The sequence below is a fragment of the Niastella yeongjuensis genome (assembly GCF_900110245.1).
GTDB lineage: Bacteria > Bacteroidota > Bacteroidia > Chitinophagales > Chitinophagaceae > Niastella > Niastella yeongjuensis.
Genome location: NZ_FOCZ01000004.1, coordinates 318,840 through 336,143, shown reverse-complemented (window position 1 = coordinate 336,143; position 17,304 = coordinate 318,840). Strand labels below are relative to the sequence as shown.

Sequence of the window (17,304 nt, the reverse complement as noted above, 5' to 3'; positions counted from 1 at the left end):
GGTGAGCTGTTTTTAATTTGCTAACGCAGTAAATTCGGTCATATATGTAAATTGCATATTAACACATGCAATATTGCTGCCTGATCTTTATCAGTTGTTATCACGTTAATTACCTTTCGCACATATGAAAAATACCATTTTGCTACCGGTTTTCCTCCTTTTTTCAATGGTTATTTCCGCCCAGGTAAAGAAAATGCCTGCTTACCCGCTGATCACCCATGATCCTTATTTCAGCGTATGGTCGTTTACTGATGACCCTGCTGCCAGTACTACCAGACACTGGACGGGTTCCGAACAGTCGCTGACCGGCTGGATCACGGTCGATAAACAGATTTTCCGGTTCATGGGGGAGTGGCGGCCTGACCTGAAAGCGATCATTGAAAAACGGGTCGCTGATAAAGAAATGCCGCCGGTGGGCGTGCCCAAATTGAACGGAATAACTGTTACTGCCACCCGAACCATCTATAAATATACCTGTGGGCCTGTAGATCTCCAGGTTCAATTTACTTCCCCTTTATTATTGAACAACTGGACGCTGTTGACAAGACCGGTTTCTTATGTAAGCTTTACAATGCAGGCAACAGATGGTAAAGTGCATTTGGCAGGTGTTGATTTCGATGTATCAACCAATTTATGTGTTAATAAACCGGATCAGGAAGTAAAAGGCGTAATATACCCAGGTAAGCAGGAGGAATTAAAGATGTTGAAAGCAGGTTCAGTAGAACAACCGGTATTACAGAAAAAAGGGGATGACCTGCGGATCGACTGGGGCTATTTGTATGTTGCTACAAAGGAGGTATTGCCCGTCCTGAGCATCGACAATGGCGAGCGTAGTATAGCTGTATTGCCTGATTCCATAACGGGGAAACAAATGGTCTTACGCACCGGGTTAACGCCCCTGCGGCTCAAGGACAGGCCATTCGAACAGGTCATCATGCTGGCGTACGACGACGTTTATTCTGTGCAGTATTTTGGCCAGAACCTGCCACCGGTTTGGCGCACCGAAGGACGTACCATAGAAAAAGAACTGGCCCATGCTGCAGCCGATTATAAAAGCGTGCTGAAACAATGTATTGCATTTGATGAAGAAATGTATGCAGATGCGGTGAAGGCCGGTGGCGAAAAATATGCGCAGTTATGCGTGGCCGCTTACCGTCAGAGCATTGCGGCGCATAAGATCGTAAAGGACCCCAAAGGGGAACTCTTATTCCTGTCGAAAGAGAACTACAGTAACGGTTCCATCAATACAGTAGACGTAACATATCCATCAGCGCCCTTGTACCTGCTGTACAACCCCGATCTGTTAAAGGGTATGCTGAATGGTATCTTTTATTATTCTGAAAGCGGCAAATTTGCTAAGCCATTTGCCGCGCATGACCTGGGCACCTATCCATTGGCCAACGGACAAACCTATGGAGAAGACATGCCGGTAGAAGAATCGGGCAATATGCTCATTTTAACAGCGGCAATTGCCAAAACGGAAGGAAACGCCAATTACGCCAGAAAGCACTGGAAAACGCTGACCACCTGGGTCGAATACCTGGAGAAAGAAGGCTTTGATCCTGCCAACCAGTTGTGCACCGATGATTTTGCCGGTCACCTGGCACGCAATGCGAATTTATCGGTAAAGGCTATTGTCGCTATAGGCTGTTACGCTATGCTGGCCGAAATGATGCATGATGTGCCCACCAGTATGAAATACCGCACCACAGCTATTAACATGGCAAAAAAATGGATGCATATGGCCAATGATGGCGATCATTATTCCCTCACTTTTTCAGATAAAAACACCTGGAGCCAAAAGTATAACCTGGTTTGGGACCGGGTATTGAACCTGCATTTGTTTCCGGCCGAAGTATCTAACAAAGAGATAAAATACTACCTCACCAGACAAAATACCTTTGGGCTGCCACTGGATAGCCGTAAAACCTATACTAAAAGCGATTGGATCATTTGGACTGCCACGCTGACAAGCGATTCAACGGCTTTTAAAGCGCTCACAGACCCGCTTTATACCTACCTTACAGAAACGCCAACCCGGGTACCGCTGAGCGACTGGCACGAAACTACCAATGGAAAACAGGTAGGCTTTCAGGCCCGCAGCGTAGTAGGTGGTTATTTTATGCGTATGCTCGATAAGAAATGGACGAGGGGGAAGTAGGTTGATCAGTTGATCAGTTAACAAGTTAAAAGCGGGTTCTTGAGTAATTTAGTTATTGAGTTTGTTGGCTTCGATTTTAGCTTGCTGCACCAGGGGAAATATAAAGGTTAATTGATTGTCTGCAATAAGGACCCCAACCTGTAACCTGAAACTAATATGAACTATTTTGGCGGGCGCGGCGGGAATCGGGCGGGTGAATTGTTTATTGAGAGGAAGGTCTGGCGAAGGAAGTATAGTGTTATAACTTTATAAAGTGGAAATATTGTGCTGGAATACTATATTTAACCAATATAGTGTTCCAGTACTATATTGGTTTGGTTCCGATATTTGGCCGTTTTAGACACAATTGCTCATTTTTACTATCTTAACCTTATGGAAAGTAAGTCGGATAAGCTGATAATTTTTGATCTGGATGAAACATTGATTCATGCGAATGGCGCTGAGTTGGGTTACCCCGCTCATTTTATGTTCGATGCCTATTATGTTTACGAGCGGCCGGGCGTGCGTTCCTTTTTAAGTGATATTGCCCGGCATTTTACGATAGGCATCTGGAGTTCGGCAAGCGATGATTATGTGGCAGAAATAGTTGATCATATTATGCCCGCAACAATAGAACCATTGGTGGTATGGGGACGTAGCAAATGCACCATGAAGCGGGATTATGAATATGATACTTATTATTACGAAAAAAGACTCGATAAGCTAAAGAAAAAAGGATTTCGTCTTGAACAGATCCTGATAGTGGATGATTCGCCGGAAAAGGCAAGGACCAACTATGGAAATGCAGTTTATATAAAGGAGTTCACCGGCGATGGAAATGATAAAGAACTTCAATTTTTATTTAATTACCTGCTGACCTTTAAAACAACAGCCAATGTGCGGACTGTAGAAAAACGTGGCTGGCGGAATTTCTCCTCTTAATAGAAATAGTTACCCGATTCATTCATCACGAGCGGCAGCCCCTGTTTCCCTGGGTATTTTTTTGCCTGCCAGACCGGTAATCCCAGATGGTACGGTTTTTTAAGATTTGTTTAAAGCAAATAAAAACAATTAGTTATGGAAACAGTAGTGGACAATATCGCCGGGTACGACTATGGTGCAAATGAATTAGCCACCTCACCGGTTACTGTGAAAGAGTTGGATCTGTTGAAGCAAACCATTACCCTCGATTCAGACGATCAAAAGTACTTACGAATGGCAGGCGATGTGCTGGAGCCGCAAACCGAGTCTATTGTAAATATGTGGCGCGGGGTCATCAGTTCAATGCCGCACCTGGCGTATTATTTTAAAAACGATGCCGGTAAAACCGACGAACAATATAAAACGAGGGTAAAGGAACGGTTCAAACAATGGATCATGGACCTTTGCTACAAACCATATGACCAGGATTGGTTGAATTATCAGCATGAGATCGGCTTACGCCATATGTCGGCCAAAAAGAATAAAACAGATAACGCCGATGCGGCGCCGTTTATTCCTATGCGATATGTAATTGCATTTACCGCCGTAATAAACGACTCCATAAAACCATTTATGGCTAAAAACGGACACAGCCTGGGCGTTATCGAAAAAATGCACAAGGCGTGGTGTAAAGCAGTGTTGCTACATGTTACATTGTGGACACGGGCTTATTGCGATCATGAGTGGTAAGGATGTTGATCAGTATCAGGGAAAAGGTAACAGTAACGATCATGGGGAAATACTGAAACCGGAAAACGATCGATGCGGCATAAATGCTAAAGCAAAAGTGAGTGCCCCAGAAAGCCCCGGCTATTAATAACGTGCGTATTAAGACAGGTGAAAGCCTATAACGTTTTGCCCGGGCCAATACGAAGACCAGCGCTCCGCAAAAAATAATATTCGAAAGCAACCACAGGCCCGGCATGGGACTTAATATGGAAGCCTGAATTGTTTTGTTTATGGAGGTAACCCGGTTACTTTTATATCTGAACCATTTCATCGCAACAGAATCTACGGTGTTTTTCTGTTCGTTATAGGAAAGAAGACACTCCAGCGGCGGCAAAAAGAATGTCTTTGCGTTGGGCAACATATAATATCGCATATATGCAACAGGGTGTTGTAACAGCAAGGTATTGCTGTATTGCATAAAAACAGGCGCCACTGCATGCCAGGCCCTGAAATACCCATTGATCTTTTTTTGTTTTTGCAGGGCATGCATATACGTTTTAAGTGGTGAATGGTCAAGCCACAATAAATCAACGGGACCGGGTCTTGCAGATGCAGGCAGGGTATCGAAATATTGTTTCACTATTTTATTGAATGCAATGCAGTCCGCTGTAGGCAGGTCTTTATCCTGCACTTTTATATAGGGGTACATCTGCAACGCATTATTGGTGGCCATCCAGCTGCCGAAGGCGGAAAATACCCGGGTACCTGTATCCTTATACGTCAGATTTTTTATATGTTGCATGCCTAAGTACATGGGCACTACTACCAACACAATTCCTGAAATTTTGAAAAACCAGTTCCGCCGGCTGAACAATATGGCTGGTATGGTTACCAATGGCAGGTACAATGCCGTATAACGAAACTGGAACAGGAGATACAGCAATTCTGCCATTACTAAAAGCCGGGTCCAGGTAGGCCGGTTAATAAGCCAGATCAGTAAGGTGAACCAGACAATACTCACGCTCGCAAACATGGCATCACTGCTTACATAATTGCTTAAGTATAAGGTAACCGGATTAAAGATCAGCAGCGCAAACAACACATGACTGATGCTGTTGCGCAGGGGAAAGAAAAACCGGAGTGTAAAAAATAAATACAATAACCCGAGCTGTATGGTCAGGTAGTGAATGAAAACAAGGGCTGTGTCGGAGGAGGATAAATGATGTACCAGCGAAAGAAAACGGGAGAACCCCAATGGCCGTACGCTGATGGGGTAATTGTGAGCAGCCGCATCGATATAAGTATAGCTGTCGTTAAAATAATCGGCAAACGGGTAACAAAGCTTGAACAGGATAAACTGAATAAAAATACCTGCTGTTGCTATCAGCAGGTATTTTTTATTGAGATTGTCTTTTATCAGGAATCGTGAAAAGGATTCGGTAGCTGTCGGTTGACTGGTAAAACTATCTTTAAGACGTTGTAACCAGGATATTTTGCTGATCATTGCGGTCGTAAAAATAGGAAGTTTCTACTTACAACTTTTCATTTCCAAACGGTAATTTCCTGATCCTTTTTCCGGTAGCTGCGAATATAGCATTACATACTACTGCCGCGATCGGGGGCAGACCCGGTTCACCCAGGCCGGTAGGCGCTTCATTGGTTGCCACAAACTGTACTTCCACTGCTGGCGGCGCATCGGCCATCCGCATCATTTTATAGGAGTTGAAGTTTTTCTGTTGTACGGCGCCTTTATCAAAAGTGATGGCTGAATACCAGGCATGGCCCAAACCATCAACGATGGCACCCTGTACCTGGTTTTCGGCGCCGCTCAGGTTCACTACCTGTCCGCAGTTTACGGCTGCCCATACTTTATGCACTTTGGGTTTGCCATTTACTATGGATACTTCAGCTACTTCGGCTACGTACGTGCTGAAGGAGTAATAGGCGGCAAAGCCTTTAAACCGGCCAGGTGTGTTTTTGCCCCAGTTACTCATTTGGCTAACCAGGTTTATCACACCTTTGAATTTCTCTATGTCATAACCCACTTTGCCAACCGGGTTGCTTTTCGCTTTCTCCAGTAATTCAAGTCGGAAGGCGATGGGGTCTTTCTTTAATTCATGTGCTATTTCATCGAGGAAACTTTGTTCCGCAAAACCAATCGCATTATGGGTGGGGGCGCGCCAGGGGCCGGTTTGAATGTTGGATTGAACACCGTGGCTGTCGCAGCGATAATTGGCCAGCGCGCCAGCGGGGAAGTTTTCCGGTGCCGCAGCACGGCCTGCATTCAGGGCAACCGCGCTCAGGTACCAGCCATCGAGTTCGTTTTTGGCGTTAATGGCAGCCTGGTAACGATACATGCCGTTAGGCCGGTAAAAATCGCCCTGCATATCATCTTCGCGTGTCCATAACATTTGTATGGGCGCTTTGGCTGCTGCGGAGATCTGGGCAGCTTCTACCACATTGTCTGAACGTAGTTTTCTGCCAAAACCGCCGCCCTGCCGGGGCAGGCCCAATGTAATATTGGCTTCGGCAATACCCAATGCCTTTGCTACATCGCTGATGGCTTTACCAGGCACCTGGGTTGGACCGTATAGATCGGCTTTGCCATCCTTTACATCGGCAAAAAAGTTAATAGGCTCCATGGGCGCATGGCTTAGCACGGGCACTTCATAAATACCTTCGATCACTTTTTTCGCGCTGCTCAAAGCCTGTTCTACATTGCCGTCATTTCTGTCGGGTTTGTCGCTTTTTTGTTGAATCAGATCTTTAAAAGCAGCAATATGCTCGGTGGTACTTTCCAGCTTACTGGCGTCTTCCCATTCTACTTTCAGCGCATCGCGGCCTTTTTTAGCAGCCCAGGTATTGGTCGCCAGTACGGCTACCACTGTTTCGGTACGCACTACGTTTTTTACCCCCGGTATCTTGCGCGTTTCGGTATCATCGAACGACTTCAATTTCTTACCAAACGCAGGTGGGCGCGAAACCATGCAAAAGAGCATGCCTTCCCGGCGGGTATCTATCCCAAACAGCGGCTTTCCGGTAAGTATGTTTTTGTTGTCGACATTATTGATGCGTTTCCCAAGGATCTTGAAATCTTTCGGGTCATTTAATTTGATGTTCTCCGGAACCGGCATGGAGGCCGATTTGGAAGCCAGCTCCCCGTAGCTGAGTTTTTTACCACTGGTTTTATGCAACACAAAACCATTTTCGGTTGAACATTCCTGTTCCGGAACATTCCAGGTTTGTGCTGCCGCAGCGATCAGCATTTGACGGGCTACAGCGCCTGCTTTTCTGATGGGTTCATACCGGCCACGGATGGCTCCGCTGCCACCGGCAGACTGATTGCCATATTTTTCTTTATCAAAAGCTGCCTGCGTAACCACTACTTTATTCCAGTCCACGTCCAGCTCTTCAGCCAGCAGCATGGGAATGGATGTTTTTACACCCTGTCCGATCTCGGGATTGGGCGCCAGCAGGGTAATAATGCCCTGCGGATCGATAGAAAGGTAAGCGTTGGGGGAGAAGAGCGGTGCATCGGCCACCGTTTCTGCCGTTGCACTGGCCAGCATTTCAAACCCAAACAACACGCCACCGCCGGCTAAAGAAGTTATTTTTAAAAAGTGCCTGCGGGATATATTTGATGAAACTTGTTTCATAGTTAAAAGTTGAAGTTGACAAGTTAACAGGTTGACAGCGTTAACATGAAACTGTCTTGCTTATGCTCCCCCTTTAGAAGGCTGGGAAGCTCCGGCAGCTAAATGAATTGCCTGGCGAATTCTAACATAAGTAGCGCAACGGCAGATATTGGTCATGGCTGCATTGATATCCTCATCGGTAGGATGGGGTTTTCTTTTCAACAAGGCAACGGCCGCCATTACCTGACCGGCCTGGCAATAGCCACATTGCGGAACATCCACTTCATCCCAGGCTTTTTGAACCGGGTGATCGCCGTTTTCACTTAAACCCTCTATGGTGGTGATCTTGTTGGTCCCTATCGCTGAAACAGGATAGGAGCAGGAGCGGATGGCACTGTCATTCATCAATACGGTACAGGCGCCACATTGAGCAATCCCGCATCCAAACTTGGTGCCTACCAAATTCAGTTCATCGCGCAAAACCCAAAGCAAGGGTGTATCTGGCAAAACATCAACAGTATGATTTTTATTGTTGATGGTAATTGTATAGGAAGCCATGATATTGGTTTTGATAAAATTAGTAAAATCAAACCTAAATGACGGTCAAATGTGAGCAGTGGTTGTCGCTTAACAAAAAAATGATGGTCAGATTTAATTTCAGGGTAATTAAGGTTAATAAAAGCGAACAGGTGAACCATTTTATAGTCCACCTGTTGTTGAGCGTTATATCCTGACGACTATTACGCGTGTTCCGCCAGTTCCTTCACTTTTGCGAGGGCTTTAGGCATGGTTTCCGTAAAATAGTCTTTGTATTGGTCGTTCATATCCATATCAACGATCAGTTCGGTTTTTCCGCCTAGCTCTTTCAGTGTATAGTTTTCATGCGCACCGGCAAAGCTTTTTACTTCATCACTTGACACATCTTCCACGCCGTCTTTAACATAACCGAGGTGCTCAAAGCTCATGTATTCATTGGGAACGGTTTCATCGATCTTGGAAACCATGCCCATCCCTTTACCATCGAGGAACAGTACTTTGCTCCCTTTCTTCCAGTCGGTAATGGCATGTGAGCCTTCGGAAAAAGCTGCTGTCCATGCCCGGTAGGAATCATCTTCCCATAAAACATTCCATACTTTTTCACGGGGTGCGTCAATGGCTATTTTAAATTCCTGCTTTTCCATGAGATCATAATTTAAGTAAAGAAATGTGTTACCTGACCCTATAAAGTTGGTTCTATTTTTAAACCTGACTGGGGTGTGGTTGAGACAATCCTGGGGGGTGATTGCGACAGGCATAAGACTGCCATTTCTTTTGGTTGGCGCCCGGTTGGCACCGGGTCTTGTTCGGGTTTTGTTTTGCTTTTCCCGAAGAAAAGCAGGTATTCTCTCAGGGAAGACCAAAAGAAATCCCGAACAAAAGCGGGTTAGAACCCTGTTAAAAAGCTGTTCTTCAGCTGTTTATAATTTTGCAAGCGCGGAACTATTGTAGCAACGGACTGGTTATCAATTTTTACTGTAGTTTTCTCACTCCCAGTTACAGGCAAAAAAAAATGCGCCCCTGGTGGGACGCACTGGCTGAATTGCTCTGTACATCTAAATCGTTGCATCCTGTATAATTGCATCTGGCGCATTCGTTTTAACCGATAGGATCCCATGACTGCGGCCCATCTCACTTTCATATAACTCACTGATACCAATTGTTTGGCCATTGGTCGCTTCCAGGGTGAAATACAATTTACCATTTGAAGCTACCCGCAGATCGTATTTATTATCATCTGCAGCATTGCGTTTTACTGAATCGATCACGTTCTGGCAATTTGATTTGGTAGAATAGCCTTCACTATTAAGAATGGTTTCCCCATTGCCGGCTTCTAAACAAAACATGAATTCCCCATCCACCCGTTTGGTAATTATAAACGTCCCCATATTAGCAAGTTTTTGGTTGTGAAATGCTTATGAATAATTAACTAACGATTGTGAGTGGTAAAAATAGGGGATAAAATGGACATGTGGAGTAGGATAGCGTATTCAGGGCGAAGTTTTGATTTTAATCAATGCGTATTTATTACCTATAACTTGCTGCTCCTGTATTGATTGGGCGACATGCCCATCAATTTGGTAAATAACCGCGAAAAATAATAAGGGTCTTCAATGCCCAGTTTATCGGCAATCTCTTTTACCCGTAGTTCAGTAAAATGTAAATACTGACAGGCCAGCTGAATTTTTAAGTGATTGAAATACTCGATGGGGGCAAAGCCTGTTTTTTTGCGAAACAAAGCAGAAAAATGCGAGGCTGAAAAGTTTACTGATTTGGCTATAGCTTCCAGGGAAAGTGGTTTGGCAATATGTTGCTGCATAAAGCTAATGGATAATTCTACGGGATCGTCGGCCAATGCCTTCTCTGCCAGGTTAAATTGATCATCGTACAAAAAGGTGAAAATATAATGATGCAGACACATATTCGCATAACTCAGATTGTCAGTCCCGTACCCTCGTTCCAGGCAGGCATACATATCATTGAACAGATCGAGCCGTTTTTGTTTGAATGCCACCCGGCCGCAATACCCGTTTATTTTTTGTTTTAAGATTTCTATTATTTTTTTAGAAAGGGAACCGGTGAAGTGAATCCAGTAAATTGTCCAGCTATCGTGCTCGGCCGATGCATAGTTATGGGGGTTACCGGCGGGTATAATTATGAATGAACCCGGTTGCAGATCATACCTCTTTTTCTGCACCTGTACATGGCCTTTGCCTTCCAGGCAATAAATAAGAATATGCTGCTCGCTGCCATTGATGCGCCGCCGGTAATGGTATTTTGCCTTGGGGTAATAACCGATATCGGTTATGTATAAGCCTGATGCCATGCTGTGGCTGTTGTTCAATTCTGTGGCGATCTGTCTGGGTAGCACAATGGACCGTTGGCCCTGAAAACCTTCGCTTTTTTTAGGTACAGGCATGGCAGGCAGTTTCTTTTTTTGTCTATAAATATAATGGATAAATAGTACGCCGGAAAATAATATTGTCCATCAAATACATAATAATCTCTATTTTACTGCACGCTGCTATCCGGCATATTTGTATAATAATTTTCATACGATCATCTCAATGCTGCCATTTATGAAAGCCAGGTTTTGTTGCTGCCTGTTATTACTTTTTTGCTTATTTTCTACCTATGCCCAACAGGGAAGAAATACCGTTTCCTTAAACGGAACCTGGCGGTTTATTTCCGATTCCACCCATACCGGCCAAAATAAAAACTGGGCGGCTGGGTTACCTGCCAATGCCGTTTCCATTCAGGTGCCCCATACCTGGAATGTTATGAAGGGGCTGGAAAACTACACCGGACTGGCCTGGTATGAAAAAGCTTTTACGGTACCTGCACAAAACCGCGGTAAGCAACTCCGATTACAATTCGATGCGGTATACCATGATGCGGTGATCTATCTGAATGGCGAACAACTCGCCACCCATAACAATTCCGGCTATACAACATTTTATGTTGATGTCACCAGACAGGTGAAATACGGAACACCCAATAAACTGGTGGTATCTGTAAGCAACGCGTTTTCCGAAACCAACCTGCCTTATAAAAAGAAGTTCGACTGGTGTAATGATGGGGGCCTCATTCGGGGGGTAAGTCTGCAGGTAACAGGCAAACCTTCTATTCGCTATGTACATATCACCCCTGAGATCAATTGTGCCGATTCTACCGCCAAAGCGCAGCTCGATCTGAAATTGTGGGAAGCGGAGGTAACAATTGTACAGGCTGTGGTTCGCATCAACGAAAAGCGGTCGAAGAAGACAGTGTTTACACAACAGTTATCATTGACCAGATCGGGTGATGATTTTAATACAACCCTCGATTTAGGCAAGGTGCATCTCTGGCATTTTAATGATCCTTTTCTTTACCAGGTACAAGTAATCCTGCAACAAAACAATCAACCTACAGACCAGGTAAGCCACACCTTTGGTTGCCGCAAGATAGAGTTACGTGGACCACAGCTTTTCCTGAACAATGAAGCGGTGCGTTTACCCGGACTGGAATACATGCCATCGAGCCATCCCACCTATGGCAGTGCGGAACCGCGTTGGGTGATGGACTCCGTTGCCAAAATGTTTAAGGACCTGAATGTAACCATCAGCCGTTTCCACTGGCAGGTGGATGAATACATGCTGGACCAACTGGATGAAAAGGGCATTCTGCTGCAGGCGGAAATCCCCTGGTGGCAGCAACCGGAGCATTTAACACCGCAGCTGGAAGAAGTAGCACGGCAGCAGTTTACGGAGATGATCGTGCGCGATTATAACCATCCCTGCATTTTTGCGTGGGGCATCAGCAATGAAGTGCATGGTGATAGCCTTGCTCCTGAACAATACAAAAGACTAAAACAGTTTGTAAAATCACTGGATAATAGCCGGCTGGCTAATGTAGTGTCGAACATAACCTTCCGGAGTAAACAAAACGATGCCTCGTTTATCGGCGATCTGCCTACCTGGAACGAATACATTGGTACCTGGTTTGGAAAAAGTTCCCAGGAAACGCCTGCTGCTTTTGCTGAAATTGAAAGTTGCATTGGCGACCGCGCCCTGCTGATCACCGAAAACGGTTTGTGCGAACCGCGTTTTACCGGCGGCGATCTGCGCCGGATCGAAGACATGACCTATCATTACCAGGAATGGGCGAAACGGAAATACATTGCAGGCTGTATTTATTTTTGTTTGAACGATTACCGCACGCAAATGGGGGAGGATGGTTCCGATAATTACAAAGCCCGCATACACGGTGTTACCGATCTGTATTTTAAAAAGAAATCGTCCTACTATGTGTTCAAGCAACTGGCATCACCCATACTTATTACCAATGTAAAAAAGCTGAATGATACAACAGTACAGGTGGTATTGCAGAATAAAGACCAGCTGCCTTCTTATACGGTTACCGGTTTTATGGTGAGCTGGCCAAATACGCAGCATAAACTGGTTCAGCAAAAACTGCCAACGCTACAACCGGGCGAAACTGCCACTATAACCCTGGCCGGAATGAATGCCCGTGCTGGTTTTGATATTTGCACGCCGGCTGGATATCGGGTGATCAGTTATCCTTTTGTTCATTAAAAGAATTATCACAACAATTGTTTGCCATGACCCAACATCGTTTTAATACAAGCTATATCATAGCTGTTTCATTCATCTCCGCGCTGGGTGGTTATTTGTTTGGTTTCGATTTTGCCGTGATCTCCGGAGCCTTACCATTCTTAAAAAAGACCTTCGATTTAGCCGAACCCTGGAAGGAAGGATTGCTCACCGGTTCCCTGGCATTGGGTTGTATTGCGGGCTGTTTGATTGCCGGTTCGCTGGCTGATAAATATGGCCGCAGACCTGGCCTGATGACGGCGGCTATCATCTTTGCCCTGTCTTCAATAGGTATGGCCGTGTCGAATACATTGGGTGTTTTTATAGGCATGCGGCTGGCAGCAGGTATTGGTGTAGGTATGGCTTCCATGTTAAGTCCCATGTACATTGCAGAAATTTCACCGGCTGCCGTGCGTGGCCGCAATGTGGCTATTAACCAGCTTACCATTGTTTTTGGTATTCTGATAACCAACCTGGTGAATTATTTTCTGGCCGATACCGGCGTCCATGCGTGGCGGTGGATGTTTGGTTTGGGCGCCGTGCCTTCTTTGTTTTTCCTGTTGGGTGTATTGTGGTTGCCCGAAAGCCCGCGCTGGCTGATGCAGGCAAATCAACAGGAACGGGCCAGGCAGATCTTAGGAAAAATCGGTAATCCTGAATATGCAGCACATACGGTGACTGATATTAAACAATCACTACAGGGTGCACAGCCTGTTTCATTGGCCGGCATTTGGTCGCCATCGGTACGCCGGTTTATCATTCCGGGAATCATGCTTGCCGTGTTCCAGCAGTTCTGTGGTATTAATGTCGTCTTCAACTATACCTCCACCATCTTTGAATCGGTAGGTGCCAATCTTAATCAACAATTGTTTGAAACGGTTTCTATTGGTGCGGTGAATTTATTGTTTACCATTCTTGCTATGTGGCAGGTTGATAAGCTGGGCCGCAAGCCATTGATGTTAGGGGGTGCAGCCGGGTTAGCCGTGATTTATTTGGTGCTGGCGTTGTTGTTACAGAACCAGGCAGCGGCGGGGCTGGTATCGGTTTTTGTGCTGATCGGGATTGCATTGTATGCTACTTCACTGGCGCCCGTAACCTGGGTGCTTATTGCAGAAATATTTCCCAATCACATCAGGGCGCGTGCTACCACCATAGCGGTGCTGGCATTATGGGCCGCTTACTTTTTGCTGGTGTTCACATATCCCATACTGGCGAAAAAACTGGGCACCTATGTTCCATTTTATATCTACGCGGGTGTTTGCGCATTGGGATTCCTGTTTGTACGCAATAGAATTCAGGAAACAAAAGGCAAGACGTTGGAAGAGATAAGCGGTCAATCATTTCATTAACATTTTTCAATCAAATACAATGAGCGATTCAACTGTAAAGGTGTGGCAGGAAGTCATTACTATACCTACCTACGCCATTGGGGTACCCGATAAAAACCCGATGTTCTTCGAAAAAAGGGTATACCAGGGCAGCAGCGGGGTGGTGTATCCGCATCCGGTTATTGAAAAGATTTATGATGAAAAACAGGACAAAACGTATAATGGATTGTTCCTGGAAAATGAATATTTGAAAATAATGATCCTGCCCGAGCTGGGCGGACGCGTGCAACTTGCGTATGATAAAATAAAACAACGGCATTTTATTTATTATAACCAGGTAATAAAACCAGCGCTGGTGGGTTTGTGTGGTCCCTGGATCTCGGGTGGTATTGAATTCAACTGGCCACAGCACCATCGCCCCAGTACATTTGAAGCGGTTGACTGGTCAATCGAAGAACATACAGATGGCAGCAAAACCATTTGGGTGAATGAAGTGGAGCGCATGTTCCGTACCAAAGGGATGGCGGGATTTACCTTGCATCCCGGCAAGGCCTATCTTGAAATAAAAGCGCAACTATACAACCGTACCCCCTTGCCACAAACCTTTTTATGGTGGGCCAATCCGGCAGTAAAAGTGAATGATGATTACCAAAGTGTTTTTCCGCCCGATGTAAATGCTGTATTCGATCATGGCAAACGTGATGTGTCTACGTTCCCTATTGCAACAGGCACTTATTACAAAGTAGATTATTCACCGGGTACGGATATCTCCCGTTATAAAAACATTCCGGTACCTACCTCATACATGGCTATCAACTCCGATTATGATTTTGTGGGTGGGTACGAACACGATACGCGGGCAGGTGTATTACATGTGGCCAATCACCATGTGTCGCCCGGTAAAAAACAATGGACCTGGGGCCATAGTGATTTTGGGGTGGCCTGGGACCGCAATCTTACCGATGAAGACGGTCCGTATATTGAACTGATGACTGGCGTGTTCACCGATAACCAGCCTGACTTTTCGTGGTTAATGCCTTATGAGGAAAAAACCTTTACCCAGTATTTTATGCCTTACCGCGAATTGGGACTGGTGAAGAATGCGACCAAAGACCTGCTGGTGAATATTGAGAAAGAAAACAGCAGCCTGGTAATAAAACTGTTTGCTACTTCAAAACAGGATGGGCTGCAATTGAAGCTCTTTAATAATATCGGTAAAACTTTGTTGGAAGAAGTGCTTGATGTGTCGCCTGAAAAATTATATACCAAATCCATAGCAGCAGATAAAGAAACAACGCCGGAGAATATCCTGTTTATTCTTGCCAATGCAACTGGCCATGAAGTGTTGCGGTATGAACCGGCAGCAAACAAAAAGAATGAAATACCGCAGCCGGCCAAAGGAGCCTTGCCGCCGGCAGAAGTGGGTAATAACGAACAATTATTTTTAACCGCGCAACACCTGGAGCAGTACCGGCATGCAACGTATAGTCCGGTCCCTTATTATGAAGAAGCATTGCGCCGCGATGCGGGCGATTTTCGCAGCAACAATGCTTTGGGCGCCTGGTACCTGCGGCGTGGACAGTTTGCGAAAAGTGAACCCTGTTTTAGAAAAGCCATCGCCACTGGCACGCAACGCAATCCGAACCCATACGACAGCGAGCCATATTATAACCTCGGGCTCTCCCTAAAATACCAGGACCGGTATAAAGAAGCGTATGAAGCGTTTTATAAGGCTACCTGGAGCAGCGCCTGGCAAAGTGCCGCCTTTTTCTCCCTCGCGCAGCTTGATCTGTTACAGGGCGAACCAGCTACAGCTTTAGCACATGCGCAACAATCGCTGGACAGGAATATGGGCAACAGCAAAGCCTGGGCATTGAAGGCAGCCGCTTTAAATGAACTGCAACAATATGAACGTGTCTTACAGGTTTGTGTGGAAGGGCTGCAACGCGATGCGTTCAATCTTTCCCTGTATGTGGAACAATATAAGGCCACGGAAGCATTAGGCAATAAAGAAGCCGCCAAACAGGCATTGGATCAGCTGCAGCACCATGCACGCGGGTATGTACATAACTACATCGAATATGCACTGGATTATGCAGCCTGTGGTTTGTACAACGATGCCATTCAGTTATTACAACTATATATAGATACTGGCAAAGAACCGGTATATCCAATGGTATGGTATTACCTGGGCTGGTTGCATTACGGCAAAAACGACAACGACAAAGCAGCTGACTATTTTACCCGGGGAGGCAATGCAGCCAGCAATACCTGTTTCCCCAACCGGCTGGAAGATATTACTGTGTTGCAATTGGCATTGACCCTTCAACCCAAAGATGCAAAAGCGCCCTATTACCTGGCTAATTTATGGTACGATAAAAGACAGTATGAAGAGGCTATTGCCAAATGGGAGCTGTCTGCCCAACGGGACGATACATTCCCAACGGTATTCCGCAACCTGGGTATTGCCTATTTCAATAAACGCCAGGATGCGGCAAAAGCGCTGGCCCTGTATGAAAGAGCTTTTGCCCTGGATACCAGTGATGCCCGGGTGCTCATGGAGCTGGACCAGTTGTATAAACGATTGAATAAAGACGTAACAGAACGGCTGCAATTCCTGGAAAAGCATCTGGCTGTGGTAGAACAACGTGATGATCTGTACCTTGAACGCGCGTCTCTATACAACTTCAGTGGCCAGTATGAAAAAGCGTATCAGCAGATCATGGACCGGAAGTTCCATCCATGGGAGGGTGGTGAAGGAAAGGTTTCGGCGCAATACCTGTTCAGTTTAACGGAGCTTGCCAAACAATGCATCCGGGCAAAGGAATACGAAAAAGCGATCACCTTGTTACAACAGGCACAGGAATATCCGCATAACCTGGGTGAAGGCAAATTGTTTGGTGCGCAGGAAAACGATCTCTTTTACTGGCTGGGACTGGGATATATTGGAGTAGGGGATGATGAAAAAGGAATGGAATGCTTGGCCCAGGCAACGAATGGGTTGTCGCAACCCACTGCCGCCATGTTCTACAATGACCAGCAACCCGACAAGATCTTTTACCAGGGCATGGCCTGGCTGCAGCTGGGTGAAAAAGAACGCGCCACCGCCATCTTTAAGAATCTGATCGAATATGGTAAAGCGCACAGGGATGACGAGATCAAAATCGATTATTTCGCTGTATCGTTACCCAACCTGCTGATCTTTGATGACGACCTCCATACGCGTAACCGGGTGCATTGCGATTATTTGTCTGCACTGGGATTGTTGGGATTGGGGGATGTAGCGGGAGCGAAGGAATGTTTTGAAAGGGTATTAGCGAATGATAATATGCATTTTGGAGCGAAAGTACATTGGGCGATGGTGTAAACAAAGACCTGTAAGGTGCACTTTTTGAACTTGCATTGTTGGCAGGTTGAAGTGC

The 17,304-nt window shown here is 45.7% G+C and carries 12 protein-coding genes; 6 read left to right on the top strand and 6 right to left on the bottom strand.

Features of this window, described 5'->3' with window-relative positions; genetic code table 11:
* Positions 1-124 precede the first annotated feature (124 nt).
* From BMX95_RS12755 to BMX95_RS12745, 3 genes are all read left to right on the top strand, one after another.
* The gene (locus BMX95_RS12755) at positions 125-2,161 is read left to right on the top strand and encodes a glutaminase domain-containing protein (RefSeq protein ID WP_081204827.1); all 2,037 of its coding nucleotides are present in this window, start codon (positions 125-127) and stop codon (positions 2,159-2,161) included.
* Positions 2,162-2,533: 372 nt separating this feature from the next.
* Entirely contained in the window at positions 2,534-3,082 is a 549-nt protein-coding gene (locus tag BMX95_RS12750) for an HAD family hydrolase (protein WP_081204828.1), read from the top strand.
* A gap of 135 nt (positions 3,083-3,217) precedes the next feature.
* Positions 3,218-3,811: a protoglobin domain-containing protein gene (locus BMX95_RS12745; protein ID WP_081204829.1), complete on the top strand. Its 594-nt coding sequence runs from the start codon at positions 3,218-3,220 to the stop codon at positions 3,809-3,811.
* Here BMX95_RS12745 and BMX95_RS12740 read toward each other — a convergent pair.
* The 6 genes from BMX95_RS12740 to BMX95_RS12715 all read right to left on the bottom strand — a co-directional run bounded on the left by BMX95_RS12740 (position 3,771) and on the right by BMX95_RS12715 (position 10,381).
* Positions 3,771-5,294: a hypothetical protein gene (locus tag BMX95_RS12740; protein WP_081204830.1), complete on the bottom strand. Its 1,524-nt coding sequence runs from the start codon at positions 5,292-5,294 to the stop codon at positions 3,771-3,773. The genes BMX95_RS12745 and BMX95_RS12740 overlap by 41 nt on opposite strands.
* Before the next feature lie 28 nt (positions 5,295-5,322).
* Positions 5,323-7,446, bottom strand: a complete 2,124-nt coding sequence (locus BMX95_RS12735; protein ID WP_081204831.1) for a xanthine dehydrogenase family protein molybdopterin-binding subunit — start codon at positions 7,444-7,446, stop codon at positions 5,323-5,325.
* Positions 7,447-7,506: 60 nt separating this feature from the next.
* Positions 7,507-7,983, bottom strand: coding sequence for a (2Fe-2S)-binding protein (locus BMX95_RS12730; RefSeq protein ID WP_081204832.1), 477 nt, complete (start codon positions 7,981-7,983; stop codon positions 7,507-7,509).
* Between the two features lie 182 nt (positions 7,984-8,165).
* Positions 8,166-8,606, bottom strand: coding sequence for an SRPBCC family protein (locus tag BMX95_RS12725; protein WP_081204833.1), 441 nt, complete (start codon positions 8,604-8,606; stop codon positions 8,166-8,168).
* 411 nt (positions 8,607-9,017) lie between these two features.
* Entirely contained in the window at positions 9,018-9,350 is a 333-nt protein-coding gene (locus BMX95_RS12720) for a YegP family protein (protein WP_081204834.1), read from the bottom strand.
* Positions 9,351-9,493: 143 nt separating this feature from the next.
* Positions 9,494-10,381 carry an AraC family transcriptional regulator gene (locus tag BMX95_RS12715; RefSeq protein WP_081204835.1) on the bottom strand — a complete coding sequence of 296 codons (888 nt, stop codon included), beginning with the start codon at positions 10,379-10,381 and terminating at the stop codon, positions 9,494-9,496.
* 160 nt (positions 10,382-10,541) lie between these two features.
* Here BMX95_RS12715 and BMX95_RS12710 point away from each other — a divergent pair, with 160 nt between their 5' ends.
* Genes BMX95_RS12710 through BMX95_RS12700 form a run of 3 tightly spaced genes read left to right on the top strand, consistent with a single transcriptional unit; the run spans position 10,542 to position 17,249 of the window.
* On the top strand, positions 10,542-12,536 hold the full coding sequence (locus tag BMX95_RS12710) for a glycoside hydrolase family 2 protein (protein ID WP_165759127.1): 1,995 nt from the start codon (positions 10,542-10,544) through the stop codon (positions 12,534-12,536).
* A gap of 26 nt (positions 12,537-12,562) precedes the next feature.
* Positions 12,563-13,903, top strand: a complete 1,341-nt coding sequence (locus BMX95_RS12705; protein WP_081204837.1) for a sugar porter family MFS transporter — start codon at positions 12,563-12,565, stop codon at positions 13,901-13,903.
* Between the two features lie 19 nt (positions 13,904-13,922).
* A complete protein-coding gene (locus BMX95_RS12700; protein WP_081204838.1) occupies positions 13,923-17,249 on the top strand; it encodes a DUF5107 domain-containing protein in 3,327 nt (1,108 codons plus the stop codon).
* The last annotated feature ends 55 nt before the right edge of the window (positions 17,250-17,304 follow it).

What these genes read in the sequence shown, in the direction of transcription:
- BMX95_RS12745 (WP_081204829.1), top strand. Translation starts at nt 3,218, where the DNA reads ATGGAAACAGTAGTGGACAATATCGCCGGGTACGACTATGGTGCAAAT.
- BMX95_RS12705 (WP_081204837.1), top strand. Translation starts at nt 12,563, where the DNA reads ATGACCCAACATCGTTTTAATACAAGCTATATCATAGCTGTTTCATTC.
- BMX95_RS12730 (WP_081204832.1), bottom strand. Translation starts at nt 7,983, where the DNA reads ATGGCTTCCTATACAATTACCATCAACAATAAAAATCATACTGTTGAT.
- BMX95_RS12715 (WP_081204835.1), bottom strand. Translation starts at nt 10,381, where the DNA reads ATGCCTGTACCTAAAAAAAGCGAAGGTTTTCAGGGCCAACGGTCCATT.
- BMX95_RS12725 (WP_081204833.1), bottom strand. Translation starts at nt 8,606, where the DNA reads ATGGAAAAGCAGGAATTTAAAATAGCCATTGACGCACCCCGTGAAAAA.
- BMX95_RS12700 (WP_081204838.1), top strand. Translation starts at nt 13,923, where the DNA reads ATGAGCGATTCAACTGTAAAGGTGTGGCAGGAAGTCATTACTATACCT.
- BMX95_RS12750 (WP_081204828.1), top strand. Translation starts at nt 2,534, where the DNA reads ATGGAAAGTAAGTCGGATAAGCTGATAATTTTTGATCTGGATGAAACA.
- BMX95_RS12720 (WP_081204834.1), bottom strand. Translation starts at nt 9,350, where the DNA reads ATGGGGACGTTTATAATTACCAAACGGGTGGATGGGGAATTCATGTTT.
- BMX95_RS12740 (WP_081204830.1), bottom strand. Translation starts at nt 5,294, where the DNA reads ATGATCAGCAAAATATCCTGGTTACAACGTCTTAAAGATAGTTTTACC.
- BMX95_RS12735 (WP_081204831.1), bottom strand. Translation starts at nt 7,446, where the DNA reads ATGAAACAAGTTTCATCAAATATATCCCGCAGGCACTTTTTAAAAATA.
- BMX95_RS12755 (WP_081204827.1), top strand. Translation starts at nt 125, where the DNA reads ATGAAAAATACCATTTTGCTACCGGTTTTCCTCCTTTTTTCAATGGTT.
- BMX95_RS12710 (WP_165759127.1), top strand. Translation starts at nt 10,542, where the DNA reads ATGAAAGCCAGGTTTTGTTGCTGCCTGTTATTACTTTTTTGCTTATTT.